The sequence below is a fragment of the Bremerella sp. P1 genome (assembly GCF_028748185.1).
Taxonomy (GTDB): domain Bacteria; phylum Planctomycetota; class Planctomycetia; order Pirellulales; family Pirellulaceae; genus Bremerella.
Window position 1 is genome coordinate 3,710,976 of record NZ_CP118164.1, and the last position, 18,329, is coordinate 3,729,304.

Here is an 18,329-nt window from a genome sequence, read left to right on the forward strand (position 1 = left end):
GGGGACAGGATGTTTTACGGCGGTCCGCGTTCATGGGCTTCATTCGTTTCCTGCGTTTCCGTTTCGAAGACCTTCGCATCGCCAACTCGTCCGGGTGCCACGCCCAAGTCCGCTTGGGCGTGTCTTTGAATGGCGCCGCGAACACGTTGACGTCGCGTGGGCGTGATTAACTTCTTGGGCTCGTGATGAAGACGAATCTTCACCCGTGTCTCGCGTTGTTCGCGTGAAGACGTTTCCTTCAGGCTATCCAACTCCCGCTGCAACGCGTCGATCTCTTCCTGCTTCTTGCAAATCTCTCGATGCAGTTGCCGGTCGAGGGCCTGCAGGCGGTAGTAGGTGTACGCGAACAGTCGGGCCGCTTCATAAGTGAGCGGTTCTCGCAGGGGTCGCTTGAGACGATAGAGTTCGCGTTCGCGAGCCCGCGTGGCTTCGTCGCGCTCGCGCGGTTCACGCTGGTCTAGTGACGCAGGCCGAAGCGTGGTTGATCGCCGGGTAGGAATCGGCGGAGGCGGATCTGCAGGGAACTCGTGCGCCGCGATCTCCGGATCGATGGCGACTGCCTGGCAGTTGGCTCCGTAGGAAGGCGGCTTCTCCGGCAGCACCATCAACACTTCCCCACAACAGGGACACAGCAGCCGGTTCCCATCGCGCACGGCAACCTGCGGAGCATGGGCTTTTGAGCCGGCTCCGTGTGTTTCAGGTTGTGACGCGTGGTGATGGGACATGACGTTCGCTTGCGTGGTGAAGTAGTGTTGATGAATCGTGTGACACTGCCGCCCTCGGCAGTGCGAAGTGAGAAAATGGTGAGCCATCCCAATTGGGTGCCAGAGCATTGGCCAGAGGCCAGTGGCACACCGCGGTTGGGACTGCCACGTCCAAGAAGACTTGGGCGTGCACCTGGAAGCGAGAGTGCTTCGATGGATGTACATGTAATTTACAGGACGAGCGCTGCCGTAAGATAGTGCGCGCGAAAAATTTGTTCTGCCGAGGGACAATTGCCGGATTTGGGACCTTGCGCGTTGACCGAAAAGGACTTCTTCCACGCGTAGTAGGGACAAGGCCAACGTGCCCTGACTGGGTAAGGCCGTTTTCCACGATGTTAGTCAGAAGGCGGAAGTGACAAGGGGGTGTTTCCGTCCCTCATGTTGTCTGGACGGATGAGGCCCAGGGGGCTAGAGTGACAGCAATGTTCTCTTATCTCCCAGGCTCCGCCAGTCGGCAACGAAGTCGCTCCGGGGTTTCGTGTCTGAAAGTCGAAGACGATGGAATGTTTCATTACGGCGACAGGCTCTTATTTGCCTGGGCCGGCGATTTCCAATGAGGAAATCCACGAGTACCTGGGCTCGCTTGATGGCGAGTCGCAGGTTGCTCAGAGCGTGCTCAAGATGAACGGCATCGTTTCCCGCCATTACGCGACGGATCGACAACAACAGGCCACGCACGATGTCTACGACCTGGCCACGCGGGCCACGCAGGCCTGTCTGAGCGAAGCCACCCCGCGATCGCCGGTGACCTTCCTTTCGGCAGGCTCGACCTACGCCCCATATTCCGGACCGGGGATCGCTTCGATCATTCATAGCCGCCTGGGCGAAGCTGGCGTCGTCGATCGATCCTTGGAACTGAGTTCGCATGGGGGGATCTGTACGTCCGCATCGGCGGCTTTGGTAGCGGCCGTACGAAGCGTGAAGCTGGGCGAACACCAAGCGGCCCTGAGCATCGGCACCGAGCATGCCTCCGAGATTTTGAAGTCCTCCTCGATTCGTCCGATCGACGATCGGGCCGAACATGCTGACCTCCGCAAAAGCCAATGGTTCATGTCGGTCTTTTTGCGGTTCATGCTTTCCGATGGTGGTGGCGCGTGTTTGCTGGAAAGTCAGCCGCTTGCCGAGGGGTTATCGTTTCGCGTCGACTGGACCCACTCGATGTCGTTTGCGCATCGGGCTCCCCTGTGTATGAAGCTCGATAACTCGAATCGGCTGCTGAGCCAGGACGTCGGCATCCTCACGCGCCACTTGTATCAGTTCGCCGGAGAGTTCGTCGCGGCGGCGCTCGAGAAGAACGACGAGCAGTTGGGCGCTTACCGAATGATCCTGCCGCACATGTCGTCGTACTTCTTCCGCCGGAAGATGGAAAAGACGATGCAGAAGTTCTCGTCCGATCCCGAGAAAATGCCTCCCTATTGGACGAACCTGGCAACGGCCGGCAACACAGGGGCGGCGAGTATCTATGTCATGCTCGATGAGTTCGTCCGCACGCACGAGATTGCTCCGGGAGATCGCCTGTTGCTGTTCATCCCCGAGTCGGGCCAGTTCAATTTCGTTCTCGTGAGCTTGACGGCGGTATGACGGTGAGTGACGCGAACATGCAAAGCGGCGGCAAGAAGCTGGCTATCATCGGCTGCGGCAGCAGCGGACTCATCACGCTCAAATCGGCGATCGATGCGCTGCCTGATTGGCAGATTGTCTGCTTTGAAAAGGGAGAGCGAATCACCGGCGTGTGGGGCAATCCCTATCCCGGCTTCGTGTCGACCTCGACCAAGTACACGACCCAGTTCACTTGCTTTCCGGTGCGCGATGCGGCCGTGGAAAGTGACGGAGGGAAGAGCCGAGCCGAGTTCTTTCGCGATGGAGAATACGGCGAATACCTCAACCAGTTTGCCGATGCGTTCCAATTGCGCCCCCACATCAAGCTGGGGCATTCGGTTGGGCGGCTGCAGCGAGCGGCCAACGACTCGGGCTGGTTGGTCACCTATCAGATCACCCGCGACGAAAACCAGAAAGAAGCGGTGACCGAGCAGTTTGACGCGGTCGTCATTTGCACGGGACTGACGGCGGAGTGCAAGGAGATCGAAACGAAGTTGCCGAAGCTTTCGCCACGTGAGCTGAACGCACCTGATGGGCTGACGGAAGTTCGCGGCGAGCGGATCGTTGTGTTTGGGGGCGGTGAATCGGCGGTCGACTATGCGACGAGGTTATCGCGGCCAGAACTGGGCAACGAGGTCTATCTTTCGCTGCGGACCGGCGTGCGGGTAAGTCCGCGTTATCATCCGATCCGCGGTGTGCCGTCTGACTTTCTGCGGAATCGCTTGATGCTGTCTATCCATCCGGTGCTGCGGAACTGGATTGGGCAACGTTTCGTGGAAGCGCGGATGCTGCATCAGGAACGCTTCGAAAAGTGGTTTCCCTCGAAAAGTAACCATGGGGGAGAAACGACAGAGTCGAGCCACCAGGAACTGAAAAAGGAGTGGGCCTATCGGCTGACCAAGGGGGCCAAGGACGAACTGTTCAATATGTTCCACAACAAGAGCGACGACTTCCTGGATGGGGTCGCCGATGGGCGCATCAAGATTGTGGGCGAGCCGGTCGACGATTCGATGCACTGCTTTTATCAGTTCCAGTCCGACGATACGGTCGATGTTGCTCCCAATAAGATCCTGCCTGCGGTGGGATATAAGTCGACCCTGGCCGCGATCTCTGGCGGCACGATGAGCCTGGCCGACTTTTACCTGGGATGCGTTCATGCGGCCTACCCGGACATTTTTCTGGTTGGTTTTGCCCGACCGGTGATCGGCAATATTCCTTCGATCAGTGAAATGCAGGCCAACTACATCGCCGCGCTGATCAGTGGTGCGGCTGCCCGGCCGCCGGATATCGCCCAGCAGCACAAGCTGGCACAAGAGGCCAACTACGCGCGCTACCCGCGGCTCGATCTCGAGATCATCTACCCGGTCGAGATGTTCCCGTATTGCGATTATCTGGCTCGGCAAATGAAGATCTACCCGACGGTGAAAACTGCTGGCTCGCTGCGTGAGTGGTGGCGGATCCAGTTGCAACCGGCGACGACGGCGCACTACTACTATCAAGATCAGCCGACGCATCGCTTCTTCGGCGGTGCCCCGGTCTACATGCCGTCGGTGTTTGTGCTGTTGCTGCTGATGCTCAAGCCGTTGGACTGGGGATTTCGAATCGTACGGCGAATGTTCCGTCGTCAGGCTGCTCATCTTCCTTCTTAGGCGTCACCGTTTATGGACTCGCAGCAATCCGATTCGCAGTCGACGACCTTTACCGGCACTTTGGCTCGCCCGCCGTTGATGTACCGGCAGTGGCTGCTGGCCGGAAACCGCGCGAAGTTCTTCGACACGCTGGCCAATGACCTGGGAGACTTCGTTCATTATCGCGGCCTATTCAGCTTCTACCTGGTGAATCATCCGTCGCTGGTCAAGCAAGTGCTGATGGAGACGCATAAGTCGTTCGATAAGAACAGCGTCATCTACGACCGGTTTCGCAACGCGTTTGGTAACGGGCTGGTTGTGGCCGAAGGGGATCGCTGGCGACGGGCTCGACGGTTGATGCAGCCGCTGTTTGGTCCGCGTGCGGTGGAGCAGTACTTCGAGCTGATGCGGGACTCGGCCGATCAGATGGCTGCCCGCTGGGAGCCGACGTGCCAGGCAGGTCAGGTGCTGGATGTCGCCAGCGAGATGAATCACGTAACCCTGCAAATCGCTGGGCGGGCGCTGTTTCATGACTCCTTCGACGAGATCGCCCCGCAAATCAGTCACTGGACGCACATCATCAATCTGTACAGTGCGAAACCTCCGTTGCCGATTATTCGCAGCTTTTGGTTTCCCTCGCGCATCAACCGGAAGCTGAAGCAGGCGCTGGCCGAGTTCAACGAGTTTCTGCAAGAGATGATCCAGCGGCGTCGTGAAAGTCAGCAGTCGACCGACCTGATCAGTCGGTTGTTGGCGGCGCGCGACGAAGAGACCGGCCAACCGCTGTCCGACTCGGAGATCGCCGAAGAGGCGCTGGGGATGATCATCGGCGGACACGAGACCTCGTCCAGTGCTTTGGCCTGGGTGTGGTGCGAGCTGGACCAGCATCCGGATGTTCGCGACAAGTTGCATCAAGAGCTGGCCGAGGTGATCGGCGACGGACCGCTTCAGCTGGAACACGTTGAGCAGCTGGTATACACGCGCATGGTGATCGAGGAAGCCATTCGTTTGCATCCGCCGTTCTGGTTCGAGAACCGCAACGTGGCCGCCGATGCCGAGCTGGGCGGAGTGCCAATTAAGAAGGACTCGGTGGTCGTCTTCAGTCGCTACTCCCTTCATCGGCATCCTGGCTTCTGGAAAGATCCCGAGCGGTTCAACCCCGAGCGGTTCCGGCCAGGGGCGGAAGAGAACAAACGTTCGGTCTATGCCTATGTCCCTTTTGGTGGCGGGCCGCGGATTTGTATCGGGATTCACTTTGCCATCATGGAACTGGTCGTGGTGCTGGCCGTGCTTGCCCGGCGGTACAAGGTTATGCTAGATAAGTCCCATCGCCACGAGATGGCGGCCAATCTGACGATGACTCCGAAGTACGGCGTACGGGCCCGCTTGGAAAGGCGATCATGAATCAGTTTCCCTACATCACCGACTACATCAACGAGATCTTTGCTCGCGAACGAAACCGCTGGGACTTCAATTACCTGCGCCCGATCATCGTCTTCAGCTACTTCTTTCAGCGGACGATCAGCTTCCCGCTGAAGTTCATTTTTCATCGCTTTCCGTTTGGCTGCGAGGCCTACCTGATCGACTGGTGGATGACCTTCGGGCTGAAGTATGTTGCCACGCAGGACGCGGCCGAACTGTTGATGCGGCACGTCCAGATCGAGCCCCTGCTCTATCGGCACATTCTGGGGCCTCATGACGAAAACTACGAACCGAATGACAAGCGGCTCAACGGGATTGATGGCGACTTTAACCTGGAAAGTATCGATATCGCCCTGCGCAATCAGCTGACGGTCGGGCACGACCTGCTCTCGTACGAAGTGGTCGACCGTTTTGATCGCGACCAGTTCCTGGCCAACCTGCCGAAGATCCGCGCCGCGCGGCCCAGCGACCATGAACTGCTGAGCAAGAAGGTGCTGGAAGAGAACAAGAAGCATTCGTTTCAATTGCTCGGGCCGACGAACATCGTGCTGTTGATTGTGACGACGATCACCCTGTTTGGTGACCTGCGGACGACGATCACGGCGCTCAATTCGTTCGGGTCGGACTCGCTTTTGTTGTGGTGCATGAAGCAGCTGTACGCCAACGACCGCCAGGCTCAGATCGATCTCGATTTCTTCATGCAGGAAGTGAGTAACCGGGGTCACTACAACAGCAGTGCATTCTTCTCGAACCCCAGCCAGTATCTCTACTACCACATTGTGTTCGACGAAGTCTGTTACGAGATGCTGAGGAATCGCCCACCGGCGCAAGACCCAGAACCGGTCGAAGGCTAGACGCTTTCCTCGGAATCGTGTTCTTCCTCGCTACCAATCGAGTACGCATCGGATGCTCGAGTGAACGGCAGTAGCAGCATGCCTGGCAAGCGTTCGACCTGGGATTGGTCGCGGTACTCGTTGAGCCCGATGTCCATCTGGTCGTGTCCTTTTTCCGGTTGGTCGCGGTAAGTCCCCAGCAGAAAGTCCCACCACGGCAGGTTGAAGCCGAAGTTGCTGTTGGTCTCGCGACGAATGACCGAATGATGCACGCGATGCATGTCCGGCGTCACCAGCAAGCAGCGTGCGATCGCATCGAGCCACGCAGGGAGCGAGATGTTGCTGTGGTTGAACATCGACGTGGCATTCAACAGCACTTCAAACAGCACTACGGCGATCGCCGGCGGTCCCAGCACCACGACGACCGCTAACTTGATCAGCGCCGACAGTAAGATTTCCAGCGTATGAAACCGAAGCCCCGTGGTGACGTCAAAGTCGAGGTCGGCATGGTGCACCATGTGAATTCGCCACAGTAGCGGCACCGCATGAAATATGACATGTTGCAGGTAAATGACCAGGTCGAACACCAGCACGGCCACGATCACTTCCACCCAGATCGGCCAGTCGACCAGATACAACAGGCCCCATTCGCGTGACTCGGCAAACAGGGCCGCGGCCACGGCCGTAATTGGCAACACGATCCGCGCGGTGATCGTGTTGATAACCACCAAGGCCAGGTTGCTCAGCCAACGCGATGTTTTGGCGACCTTCAGCACCCGCCGCGGCGCGAAGAGTTCCCACAGTGCCATGGCGGTCAGGACGCCAAGGAAGCAGGAAAGCCGGACGATCATCTCGACGTTGGGGGGCATGCTCGTTGGAATTACCTTAGGAGGAAGACGCAGGCTTTCCACGATACCACATCGCTAACCGCTGCGGCGAAACGCCCATGCGCCAAGCCAGCACGATGGCCTGATTCAAACAGGTCGTGCGCATGATCCCCCGCTTCTGCCAGCGACGGGCCGAGACCGTCATCGAGGCATCGGCCAGTTGAATGCGGCCACGTTTGCGAAGTCGCTGCACCAGTTCAAAGTCTTCCATCAAGGGCCAGTTGCGAAAGCCGCCTAGCTCGCAGAACGTCTGCAGGCGCAGAAACAAGCCTTGATCTCCGTACGGGCGCTGCAAGACGCGCGAACGCAGGTTAGCCAGGTGGGCTACCATTCGTAGCCCAGGCGTGTCGTGATCGATCTGCAAACGAAACGCCCCGGCGATCGACTCGCCAACCAGCGTGCTGCGGATCGTCTCGTCGTAACGGTCTGGTAGCTGCGCGTCGGCGTGCAGGAAGAGAAGCGTCTCGCCGCTGGCCAGTGCCGCACCGGCATTCATCTGGATTCCGCGGCCTGGGTTGCAGGCGACCACCTTGGCTCGGTGCTGCCGGGCGATTTTCGCGGTGTCATCCTGGCTGCCACCATCGGCCACGATGATCTCCAGGTCGCACTGCTTGCTACAGCGGCTTCGTACTGCTTGCAAGGTATCGGCCAGACGCGCTGCCTCGTTGAGCGTGGGGATCACGATTGAAAGTCGACCAGCTACCGGCGTCGGTAAAATGCCGTCGACCAGTTGCGGCCATTGGCGACAGAGGACGAGATCTTCCGGATAGTCGATATCGGAAAGCGTGGGCAGCAGCTTTCGTTTCAGCCCCGCCGCGTCCACCTTCTGAAGTGTCTTGGCAAGGACAGCATCGGTTCCCCAAGGAATGTCTTGAAAGAGAGCCTCTCGGGGAGACTTTAGGCCGATCAAGTAATAGCCCCCATCCTCGGCCGGACCCAACACCACGTCGTGGCGTTCCAGCTGTTGATGGGCCTGGGCCAAGGTCTTCGCATCGAGATCCAGGCAATCGGCACCGATCACGATCACACGATCCGCATCGCTATGCAGTGCCGTTTGAATCGCATGATGCAGACGTTCTCCCAGGTCGTTTCCTTGTTGAGGTACGTAGGTGATGTCGTCGCCGAACAGGTCCTGCATCGCGGACGCATCGCGACCGGCGAACTGCACCTCGGCCGCGCAGGGAGCCTGCTCTTGAAAGGCACGCACGGTGTCGAGGGTATGCGACGTGAGTCGCCGCTGGAGCAGCGCAGCCCCCTCCGCGCCCAGGGCAGGAATGAGCCGGGTCTTCGTGCTGCCTGGTTCTGGGTAGCGGGTAAAGACGATCAGCTGCGTTGTCATGACAGAACCGCACCTTGGCAGCTCGAGCCGTTTCCGGCCGTGCACCCATAGCAGTGCCTGCCGGTGGCGATGGTCCGCCGGGCGATCGTGTCCCAATCCAAATCTTCAATCCGGCGGTGCTGGGTGGTCACTGGCAGTTCGAGCATCTGGTTGAAGTCGCAATCGTAGAGATTGCCGAGCCAGTCGACCGAGAGGGTCGTCCGGCACATGACATGCGGCACCGTTTGCGGATTGAAGCTGTCGACCAGTTTCCGCATGTAGGCTTCGTACTTGTCGGCTTGCAGCAGGTCGTCCAGAAAACGACTGATCGGCAGGTTGGTGATCGTGTGGAGTTGATTGAAAACGATGTCGTAGCGGGCCTTCAGTTCGCGGCGATAGGCCTCTTCGAGTTCCGCTTGATTGGGTGGCAAGGATGGGCCGACCGGGTTGTAAACCAAGGTGAGCCGCAGGCCACTATCAGCCCGGCCATAGCCGAGTTGGTTGAGGATGCGCAGCGCTTCGATCGAACGCTGGAAGACGCCATCGCCTCGTTGACGGTCGCAGTTGTCTTCCAGGTAACAGGGCAAGGACGCGACGACCTCGACGCCATGATCCGCCAAAAACTGGGGCAGGTCGCGATAGCCGTTGGCAACCAGGATCGTCAAATTGCAGCGATCGATGACGCGTCGATCGAGGGCATAGGCTTGCTCCACAAGCCAGCGGAAGTTGGGGTTCATCTCGGGAGCGCCGCCGGTGATGTCGAGCGTGGGGATCTCGAACTTCTGAAGCGCCGAGATGATCGCCTCGGCCGTCTCGCGTGACATGCTCTCGCGGCGATCCGGCCCGGCATCGACATGGCAGTGCGTGCACGTTTGATTGCAGAGCTTGCCGACATTGATCTGCAAGACTTCAATGCCTGCGGCCTCAAGCACCGGCAAGGCGTGCTGACGCAGCAAGTCCTCGAATTGAGGAAGCTGGGCGACCTGATTGCCTTGCAGGATTTCGCGCTGGGCCTGAGCTTTGGCCAATGTGCTTTGACGTCTGACAAGTGACAGTTGCATCGATGAGTCGCTTTCAGGGCGGTCGGTGTGTTTTGAAGTCTTAAGCGATCTGGCGCCTAACAGCAGTCCTCGCCGCAATCTCCGGGCGCCTCGGTGGTGGCGTCGTAGTCCAGGCCTTTCGTCTGCCGCGGATGACGCCGGGCACTGCGGTGACAGGCAAACGGCTCGGCATCGTCCAGGGGGATCGGTTCTCGAGGCTCGACGAAGTCAAACATCGCGGCGTAGGGCTCACGCTGCAGCAGACGAAAGGTCTTGTCGCAAACGGCCATCCGCTCGCCGCGATGGTAGAGGTGGCCATCGTCATCTTTAACGGTCGAGAACGGGCCGCGATAGATGACCGCTTGATTGCGTTCCAGGCAAGGACCTTGCTTGCCTTTATAGGCCATGATGGTCACCGAGCGAAACTCGATGCCTTCGACGGTCTGCCAAGGCTCGGCCTGGCGTTTGACGATTTCGATGCCGTGGAAGCCTGCGTCGATAAACGCCGCGAGGAATTCGTCTTCGCGAAACGCACCACTGATGCATCCTGACCAGAGCGTCGGATCGTTCTTGAGCGACTCGGGAACGGTTTCATCACTCACGATATCACTGATCGCCACACGGCCACCGATACGCAAAACGCGGAACATTTCAGCGAACAGCTGACGCCGGTTGGTCAGCTTCACAAGATTCAGAACACAGTTGGATAAAATGCAGTCGACCGAGTCGTTTTCGACCAAAGGCCGCTCGCTGCGAATCCGCTGCGTTGCATGCCGCAGGGCATGGTAGCTGGAAAGATCGCTGGCGGGTTGGTCGGCCAGTACGGTAGCGAGTTGGTCGAGGTCCAGTTGCAAGTCTTGGATCATTCCATTGCGAAACTCGACGTTTGCATAGCCGATACGCTCGGCCACCGTCGGGGCGTGTCTGCGGGCCAGACCGAGCATCTCGGGATTGCAGTCGACACCGATCACGCGTCCCTCGGGGCCAACCATCTGGGCCGCGATGAAGCAGAGTTTTCCTCCGCCGCTACCCAGGTCGAGCACCGTATCCCCTGGCCGCACAAACGGGGTGGGGTCGCCACAGCCGTAGTCGCGCTCGATGACTTCGTCGGGGATCACTTCCAATAGCCGGGTATCGTACTGTACGGGACAGCAGAGCGCCGCCTCACGCTCTTGCGCGGCGCCCGCATACCGCTGGGCCACGGCCTGATCGCTGTCGATATTTGGAGTTGTAGACATAGTGGGTTTCACGTTTGCAGCTAGTGAGTGACGTTGGACCGAATCTTAATTTCTACGCAAGTTCGACCGCGATTACCGTGACCAGTTTAACCAACGCTGAAAAAGGGCCTTCACAAAAGGAGTTAATCGCGTGCGATTGTATTGATCTCCCAGCTTGCGGATCGCCTCGGCCTGGGTGGGATACGGGTGAATCGTGCTGCCGATTTTGCTAAGCCCCAGGCCGTGGGTCATGGCGAGGGTGATCTCGGAAATCATTTCCCCGGCGCTGGGAGCGACGATCGTCGCCACCACGATCTTGTCGGTCCCCTGTTTAACATGGACTTTGACAAAGCCTTCGGTCTCGCCCACGAGCAGGGCTCGATCGTTCTCGGAGAAATGCTGAATGTACGTGTCGATAGGCCGCCCTGCTTCTTTTGCTCGGTGCTCGCTCAAACCGACGTGGGCGATTTCGGGTGAGGTATAGGTACACCACGGAATCACCAGGTCGGTCCAGCGCTTGCGTCCGAAGAAGAGGGCATTTTGAATGACGGCTCGGGCCATGAAATCGGCCGCGTGGGTGAATTGGTAAGGTGAGCAAATGTCGCCAGCGGCGAAGATGTTCTTGTTGGTCGTTTGCAGACGGTCGTTCACCTTGACTCCCTTGGCGTCGTAGTCGACCCCGACGGCTTCCAGGTTCAAGTGCTCGACGTTCGGTTGACGTCCGGTCGCAATCAGAAGTTGATCGACGACCGCGTGTTGGCTGCTGCCGTTCCAATTCAATTGAATGCCGTCGCCGGACGCGAGCCGGAGATCGGAGATTCCGTTTTGCACAGTAACCCCATCGCGCTGCATGGCCCGGGCAACGATCGCGCTGGCGTCTGCGTCTTCCTTGTGTAGGACGTGGGGTGCACGCCCGAGCAAAGTGACCTGAGAGCCGAGTAGCGAAAACGCTTGGGCCAGTTCACAGCCGATCGGCCCTGAGCCCACCACGCCCAGTCGTGGTGGTAGCTGGGTCAGTGAGAAGACACTTTCGTTGGTCAGGTAGTTTACCTGGTCGAGGCCAGGGATGTCCGGGACGGCGGCCCGAGCACCGGTCGCGATGACGGCTTTCTTGAAGTTGAGACGCGTCCCATCGACTTCAATCGTCTGCGCGTCAACAAACTGGGCCTGGCCGAAATAGACATCGACGCCCAACTTCTGGAACCGCTCGGCCGAATCGTTGGGGCTGATGTCGGCTCGTAGCGAACGCATACGCTGCATGACCTCGGCGAAATCAGTGGGTCCATTTTGGGACGTGTTCACACCGAACTCGCGGCTGCGCCGCTGATGCAAAACCATCCGGGCAGCGCTGATGATTCCTTTCGAGGGAACGCACCCCACGTTCAGACAATCGCCTCCCATCAGGTCGCGTTCGATCAGCGCGACTTTCGCGCCGAGGCCTGCGGCACCGGCCGCCGCGACCAGGCCAGCCGTACCGGCACCGATGACAACCAGGTTGTATCGACCCGCAGGCTTGGGTGGCTTCCAGCCGGGCGGATGGACGTTGTCGACAAGGCGGCGATTCGCTTCATCGTCAGGACTTGTCTGCGGCAGCCTGGGGATGATGGCGTCGGGAAGTGGTTGCGGCCTGTCCTGGGGAGCCATGCGGGTTTCCTGCTTTACAATGCTTCGCGAGGATGCGTGTTGAGCCAGGCCTCGATCAAGTGTGAGTTCGCTGCCAGCAGCACTAAAACCAATGCGAAAGCGACCAGCAGGATCGTACGACCTACATACCTGGGAAGCGGCTCTTTGGTTTCGCTGACTTCTGGCTGGCGGGTTGCCGGGGAGTCGATCTCATCCACAACCTGACTGCGAATTTTACGGCGCGCCAGTCGGGCGATGTAGACACTGACAATTACGGTGGCTGCCAGGCCGATGGCCAGGAAGACCCACTCCGCTGGCGTGCGATCGCGATCTTGGCCTAACGCCGCACCGGTGATATGTCCTAAGTAAACGTAAAGAAACGTGCCCGGCAACATGGCCAGCCAACTTGCAAGGACATACGGCCAGAATCGAATGGGAGTCAGTCCGTACAGATAGTTCTGCACGTTGAAGGGAATCGCTGGCGATAAACGCAGCAAGGCCACAATCTTCCAGCCACCTTCCCCCATGGCACTATCGATTGCCGCGAACAGTGGATAACGCTCCGCCCAATGGGCAACACGCTCGCGGGCCGCGTAACGAGCGATCAGAAAGCACAGCGCCGCCCCGATTGTCGAACCAATCGAGACAATCACCATGCCAACGCCCAGACCATAAATGGCCCCGGCGACGAGCGTAAGAATGGTGCCTGGCACAAACAGCACCGTGGCCACAATATAGGCCAGCGTCAGGACGACCGGTCCCCATACCCCGAGTGATGAAATCCACGACTCGATGGATGCCAATAGGTCCTGCGTCGGTAAACTGCGGACCAGCACCACCAGGCAGATCACCCCGATCAGAACGGCCATCCAGCGGACACGCAACAGCCATGTAGCGATCGCGTCGGTGGAAGCTTCGGAATCTGAGCCGAGATGCGCGTTCATTCACTCGTGAGACTCAGCGCATCGGCGAACACCTTCGGGAAGTGTCGATACGCAGGGGAAAGTTCGATCGAAGGGTCAGCCCTCAAGTCTACTCGAACCGCAGGCAGGTACCGAGTGAAATAGCGAACACTTGGTGGCTGCCGATCGCAACCATCCCACTAAGCATTTCGCAGGCGGGCAAAGAAGTTATGCACGGTTGAGCCGAAGCTGTGGTCTTCTTCGTGACGCTTATGCTGATCTTGAAAGCCGTCGAGCTTGTCTAGGACACTCAGTCGCATGTACTGATCATCCAGCGAGATCTGGTGACCGGTGTGGGTCGAGACGACGTGCTCGAGCGTTTGGGAATTGATGTGATTTTTTGGAATCTGGACCTGACGCAATTGGGCACCAGGAACGGCGGTCGACGTTTGCTGCATGACCGGCACGGTTGGTGGAGGCGCTGGCAAGTCAGCGGGGGCAATGCCAGGGGCGTCGCTGGGGCTCCACGTGGGTGATTGGTTGGCAGCAGGAGTCGGCACTTGGTACGTCGGGTAGGTTTCTTCGTAAGGAAGGTAGATCGCACCGGTGTAGAAGTCGACGGCAAATGCGACCACGCCCGGGACGAAGAAGAACAGCATCCCCAGCCCATTGAGCGCAGCGATCTTCCAGTCGATTTGATTGGTATGCGGTTGGCCAACGCGGTTGGAATGCATCAGCGATCCGCATCCGGTCGAAAACAACGCCACGGGTGTTAACGCTACCGGTGCCAAAACCACAGGTTTCGTGAGAGTTTTCAGAAATTGTCGCCGCTGCATTCTTTCATTCCTTGGCCAAAGGCATTCCGCCGGTTGTTGGGGAACACTCTGGTCTAAACGTATCGCCCCAGCAAAGGTATCGACTTTTCGGATTGCGCCAGTTGAACCGAATTTGACGCGGAGATAATCGCAGCAAGCACTATCGAGATCAATACTTAAACGACGGCAAAAAAGGGAGCGAGAGACGTATCAGTGCTCGCGGATTTCAGGCACGCTGCGCGATAGCACACGCGATTGATAGCACGAGGATCCATTTGATTATCGATTGCTGCGTAAGTTTATATATCGAAAGGAGTTGCCGAGGCTGTGATCCGCGGCGATCGAGTGTTTGCCAGGGTTTGAATGTTGGCGGCCCACAGAGTGTAATAGAAAGACTTCGTCTGACTTGTTCCCCCCTCATGGCATCCCATCATGCAAAAGACTCTTCTGCCTGCTGTCGTCCTTTTGATTCTTGCAATGGCCGGTCACGGCCTGGCTCAAACGTTGCCGGAACCTGCGGTTGCCGGTCTGCGTTATTACTATCCGCCAGAGAAGGTGGAGCCGCGTGAAATCGAAACGGACATTTGCGTCTATGGCGGAACCAGCGGTGGTGTCGTCGCGGCGATCCAGGCACGTCGCATGGGCAAGTCGGCCGTGCTCCTTTCGTTCGGCAAGCATGTCGGTGGTTTAACGACCGGCGGCCTGAGCCATACCGACGGGGGCGGCGCGGACGTGTGCGGTGGGATCGCACGCGAGTTCTACAATCAGATCGGACAACGAAACTTCAAGCCGTCGGACGCTGAAGACGTTTACAAAAAGATGCTGGCCGACGCAGGCGTGGATGTGCATTACTTGGCGCACCTCGATAAAGTGACCAAGGACGGTACGCAGATCACATCGATCTCGATGGAAGATGGCCTGGTCGTCAAGGCCAAGCAGTTTATCGATGCGACGTATGAAGGGGACCTCTTTGCCCGAGCTGGCGTGTCGTACGCCGTGGGCCGTGAAGCCAACAGTGTCTACGACGAAACGTACGATGGTATCCGTCAGCCAGGCACCGGCGGGCACAACTTCCCAACGGCAGTCGACCCGTACGTGAAGCCAGGTGATCCATCGAGCGGATTGCTGCCGCGGATTGTTGCCGATGGCGGTGTGCCTGGCGAAGGGGACAAGGCGATCCAGGCCTATTGCTTTCGCATGCGATTGGTCAAAGGAAAGGATCGCATACCGTTTCCTAAGCCGAACATCTACGACACACAGCAGTACGAAGTGCTGGCTCGCTTGTTCGAATCAGGAGCCGATCCACGCATGGGTTGGTCGATCGATACGAACAATCACCATCTGTTCAACGGTGCCTACTTCATTGACTTCGTCGGCGGAAATACCGATTGGCCGGAAGGAGACTGGGTAACGCGTGAGAAAATCTATCAGGACCACGCGAACTACCAGATCGGTGTCATGTACTTCCTGACCCACTCGCCACGCATCCCGGACGAGTGGCGGGAGAAGTTCGCGTCGTTTGGTTTGCCCAGCGACGAGTACCAAGACACCAGCGGCTGGACGCACGAACTCTACATCCGCGAAGGTCGCCGCATGGTCAGCGACTACGTGATGACCCAGGACAACTGCCAAGGCTACAAGATCCCCGAGGATTCGATCGGGCTGGCGTCGTACAACATGGATTCGCATCACTGCCAGATGGTGGCGGTTGATGGGGCAATTCGCAACGAAGGGAATGTCGAGATCGGCGTTTCGCCTTACCCAGTCGCTTACCGAGCCATCACGCCTAAGGCGTCCGAATGCACGAACCTGTTGGTACCGGTGGCTCTTTCGTCGAGCCACATTTCGTTTGGTTCGATTCGTATGGAGCCGGTGTTCATGATTCTCGGTCAAAGCGCCGCGACGGCCGCCGCACAGGCCATCGACGACCAGGTCACCGTGCAGAACGTGAAGTACGAACCACTGGCCAAGCGATTGTTAGCCGATGGCCAGATCATCCAGTACGAAGGGGCTTCCAAGGGACCGATCAGCCCGAAGACCTTGAAGGGGGTCGTGGTCGACGATCGAGACGCCAAGCTTTCTGGCGAGTGGGAAGAATCCAATCACATTCGCCCGTTTGTCGGTCGCGGATATCGTCACGATCAAGATCAAGCCAAAGGCAAAACGACCGCAACCTTTGCCACGAAGCTGAAGCCAGGGGAGTACGAAGTCCGCCTGGCGTATTCGGCCAACGGCAACCGCGCCCGCAACTTGCCGGTGACGATTCAGCATGCGGGCGGCGAGCAAAAGGTTACCGTCAACCAGCGCGAGAAACCGAGCATCGACGACCTGTTCGTTTCGCTAGGTAAGTTTCACTTCGACGAGCAAGGCCAAGTCGTTGTCAGCAACGAAGGGACCAACGGGTTTGTGATCATCGACGCGGTCGTGTTTGTGCCGGTCGATGAAAACTAAGAAGCACGCAGGGCTCCGAGGATATCGACACGTGCGGCTTGCCATGCGGGCCAGATTCCTGCGGCAAGCCCTGTCACGAGTGCGACGACCAGCGAAACGAGAATCAGTCGAAGCGAAGGCAGGAAGGCAACGCTGACTGCCTCGGCGGATACGGACAGGCTGCTGAATTCGAGTGTGACAACGGCAAGGACAATACCCAGCACGCCACCGATCACGCTCAGGATGATGCTCTCGGAAAGAACCAGGGTGAAGACGGTCCGCCCGGTGAAACCGAGTGTCTGCAAGACAGCGTGTTCCTTGATGCGGTCCTGAACCGACATCACCGTCGTGGTCGAGACCAGCGAGAGCACGATGATGACGCACGCATAACCGAGGTACTTCGACATGGCGACCAATTGCGTCAGATCTCCCAGGCTCTTGGCTTGGAAAACCCCTTTGGGCCGCGTGTCGGTTTCCACCGAGCCTCCACGGAACTTGTCGTCAATCATCTCGCAGACGGCCAGTTGATCGGTGCCTGGTTTCAGCAGCACTTCGTGCTGGGTAACGGTACCAACCAGGTTCATCCCTTTGCTACGCTGCAGAAACTCGAGGTGGGAATAGATGTAGTTTTCCTCGGCTGGGTCCGACGAGGTAAAGACCCCAGCTACCTGCACAGTCAGATCGCCGATTGAAAACTTATCGCCCACGCCGATTCCTCGGCGTGATGCCACGGCACTGCCTACGACGGCCGCGTCCTGGTGTTCTTCAAACTCGCTCCAGCTTCCCGCTTTCAACTGAAAGTCGCGCGCCTTGCGAATCTTTTCAGGCGGAAGGCCATAAAAGACGATCACGTCCAGGCTGGCTCGACAATTGTTGGTGAACACTTGAATCGGGATCACGTCGTCGACGCCAGGCATCTTTTGGATTTGCTGCTGATAGTCTTGCGGCAAGTGACTCGTGGCCGGACAAAACTTGTTGGCCTGGAAGACAATCAACGAACCCTTGGCTGCCTGTCTTGTTTGAAGGTCGTCCATGCCTTCCTGGACGGCACCCACAAAGCAGAAGACGAAGAGCGCGATCGCGGCACCCAGGCAGGTCAATGCCGTTCGGGCGCGATGTCTCCACAGTGTCTTGAGGATCAATGGAAAGAACTTAAGCATGTTCCACCTCGCGGTTGGTCGTTTCGACCAGTTTGCCTCGGTCGAGTTGGAACTGCCGGTGGGCGACCAAGGCAGCTTCCCGGTCGTGGGTCACCATCAGCAGCGTGACACCCAGTTCGCGGTTCAACCGACCGAGCAGGTGCAGGATCTGCTCCGATGTTTCCGGGTCGAGGTCACCAGTCGGTTCGTCGGCCACGACCACCAGTGGGTGATTCACGATCGCCCGGGCAATGCCGACGCGTTGTTCCTGACCGCCTGAGAGTTGCCGTGGGTAGTGCCCTGCCCTGTCGATCAGGTCGACCGCTTCCAGGGCAATCTTCACACGTTGCCGACGTTCGGCCCGCGACATGGGCAGCAGCAGCAAGGGAAGTTCGATGTTCTCGTAGGCCGTCAGTACCGGTACGAGGTTATGGGTTTGAAACACGTAGCCAAGGTGCGCGGCACGCCACTTGGCCAACTTAGTACGGGAGAGCCTGGTAAGGTCCGTTCCATTGACCACAATGCTGCCGGAGTTGGGGCGGTCGATCGTGGCGATCAGGTTTAACAGGGTGCTCTTGCCGGTACCGCTGGCTCCCATCAGGGACAGGAACTCACCACGCTCGATCTCCAGTGAGACGTCATCCAGCGGCGTGATCGTCTCGTCGCCTTTGTGGTACTGCTTGGTAACGTGGCTGACTTCAACCAAGGCCAT

The 18,329-nt window shown here is 58.5% G+C and carries 15 protein-coding genes; 5 read left to right on the forward strand and 10 right to left on the reverse strand.

Annotated elements, in window-relative coordinates; genetic code table 11:
* Positions 1–14 precede the first annotated feature (14 nt).
* Entirely contained in the window at positions 15–725 is a 711-nt protein-coding gene (locus PSR63_RS15605; protein ID WP_274326604.1) for a hypothetical protein, read from the reverse strand.
* Between the two features lie 537 nt (positions 726–1,262).
* On the opposite strand from PSR63_RS15605, the gene PSR63_RS15610 reads away from it, so the two are divergent.
* From PSR63_RS15610 to PSR63_RS15625, 4 genes are read left to right on the forward strand one after another with little or no spacing between them, the layout of a single operon-like run.
* Positions 1,263–2,345: a 3-oxoacyl-[acyl-carrier-protein] synthase III C-terminal domain-containing protein gene (locus PSR63_RS15610; protein WP_274326605.1), complete on the forward strand. Its 1,083-nt coding sequence runs from the start codon at positions 1,263–1,265 to the stop codon at positions 2,343–2,345.
* Between the two features lie 2 nt (positions 2,346–2,347).
* Positions 2,348–4,012: an NAD(P)-binding domain-containing protein gene (locus PSR63_RS15615; protein WP_274326606.1), complete on the forward strand. Its 1,665-nt coding sequence runs from the start codon at positions 2,348–2,350 to the stop codon at positions 4,010–4,012.
* 12 nt (positions 4,013–4,024) lie between these two features.
* Entirely contained in the window at positions 4,025–5,395 is a 1,371-nt protein-coding gene (locus PSR63_RS15620) for a cytochrome P450 (protein WP_274326607.1), read from the forward strand.
* Positions 5,392–6,267 (forward strand): hypothetical protein, encoded by an 876-nt coding sequence (locus PSR63_RS15625; RefSeq protein ID WP_274326608.1) that lies wholly within the window; start codon positions 5,392–5,394, stop codon positions 6,265–6,267. Before PSR63_RS15620 ends, PSR63_RS15625 begins: the two co-directional genes overlap by 4 nt.
* Here PSR63_RS15625 and PSR63_RS15630 read toward each other — a convergent pair.
* The 7 genes from PSR63_RS15630 to PSR63_RS15660 all read right to left on the reverse strand — a co-directional run bounded on the left by PSR63_RS15630 (position 6,264) and on the right by PSR63_RS15660 (position 14,069).
* Positions 6,264–7,115: a sterol desaturase family protein gene (locus tag PSR63_RS15630; RefSeq protein ID WP_274326609.1), complete on the reverse strand. Its 852-nt coding sequence runs from the start codon at positions 7,113–7,115 to the stop codon at positions 6,264–6,266. The genes PSR63_RS15625 and PSR63_RS15630 overlap by 4 nt on opposite strands.
* Before the next feature lie 16 nt (positions 7,116–7,131).
* Positions 7,132–8,472 carry a TIGR04283 family arsenosugar biosynthesis glycosyltransferase gene (locus PSR63_RS15635; RefSeq protein ID WP_274326610.1) on the reverse strand — a complete coding sequence of 447 codons (1,341 nt, stop codon included), beginning with the start codon at positions 8,470–8,472 and terminating at the stop codon, positions 7,132–7,134.
* Positions 8,469–9,512: an arsenosugar biosynthesis radical SAM (seleno)protein ArsS gene (gene arsS / locus PSR63_RS15640; RefSeq protein WP_274326611.1), complete on the reverse strand. Its 1,044-nt coding sequence runs from the start codon at positions 9,510–9,512 to the stop codon at positions 8,469–8,471. The genes PSR63_RS15635 and arsS overlap by 4 nt, the downstream gene beginning before the upstream one ends.
* Positions 9,513–9,568: 56 nt before the next feature.
* Positions 9,569–10,729: a methyltransferase domain-containing protein gene (locus tag PSR63_RS15645; protein WP_274326612.1), complete on the reverse strand. Its 1,161-nt coding sequence runs from the start codon at positions 10,727–10,729 to the stop codon at positions 9,569–9,571.
* 72 nt (positions 10,730–10,801) lie between these two features.
* Positions 10,802–12,352, reverse strand: coding sequence for a mercuric reductase (locus PSR63_RS15650; RefSeq protein WP_274326613.1), 1,551 nt, complete (start codon positions 12,350–12,352; stop codon positions 10,802–10,804).
* A 14-nt stretch (positions 12,353–12,366) separates the two neighbouring features.
* Positions 12,367–13,275 carry a TVP38/TMEM64 family protein gene (locus PSR63_RS15655; protein ID WP_274326614.1) on the reverse strand — a complete coding sequence of 303 codons (909 nt, stop codon included), beginning with the start codon at positions 13,273–13,275 and terminating at the stop codon, positions 12,367–12,369.
* A 158-nt stretch (positions 13,276–13,433) separates the two neighbouring features.
* On the reverse strand, positions 13,434–14,069 hold the full coding sequence (locus tag PSR63_RS15660; RefSeq protein ID WP_274326615.1) for a hypothetical protein: 636 nt from the start codon (positions 14,067–14,069) through the stop codon (positions 13,434–13,436).
* A gap of 411 nt (positions 14,070–14,480) precedes the next feature.
* Between PSR63_RS15660 and PSR63_RS15665 the strand changes: the two genes are divergently transcribed.
* The gene (locus PSR63_RS15665; protein WP_274326616.1) at positions 14,481–16,499 is read left to right on the forward strand and encodes an FAD-dependent oxidoreductase; all 2,019 of its coding nucleotides are present in this window, start codon (positions 14,481–14,483) and stop codon (positions 16,497–16,499) included.
* Here PSR63_RS15665 and PSR63_RS15670 read toward each other — a convergent pair.
* Positions 16,496–17,638: an ABC transporter permease gene (locus PSR63_RS15670; protein WP_274326617.1), complete on the reverse strand. Its 1,143-nt coding sequence runs from the start codon at positions 17,636–17,638 to the stop codon at positions 16,496–16,498. The genes PSR63_RS15665 and PSR63_RS15670 overlap by 4 nt on opposite strands.
* Positions 17,631–18,329 (reverse strand): ABC transporter ATP-binding protein, encoded by a 699-nt coding sequence (locus PSR63_RS15675; RefSeq protein ID WP_274326618.1) that lies wholly within the window; start codon positions 18,327–18,329, stop codon positions 17,631–17,633. Before PSR63_RS15675 ends, PSR63_RS15670 begins: the two co-directional genes overlap by 8 nt.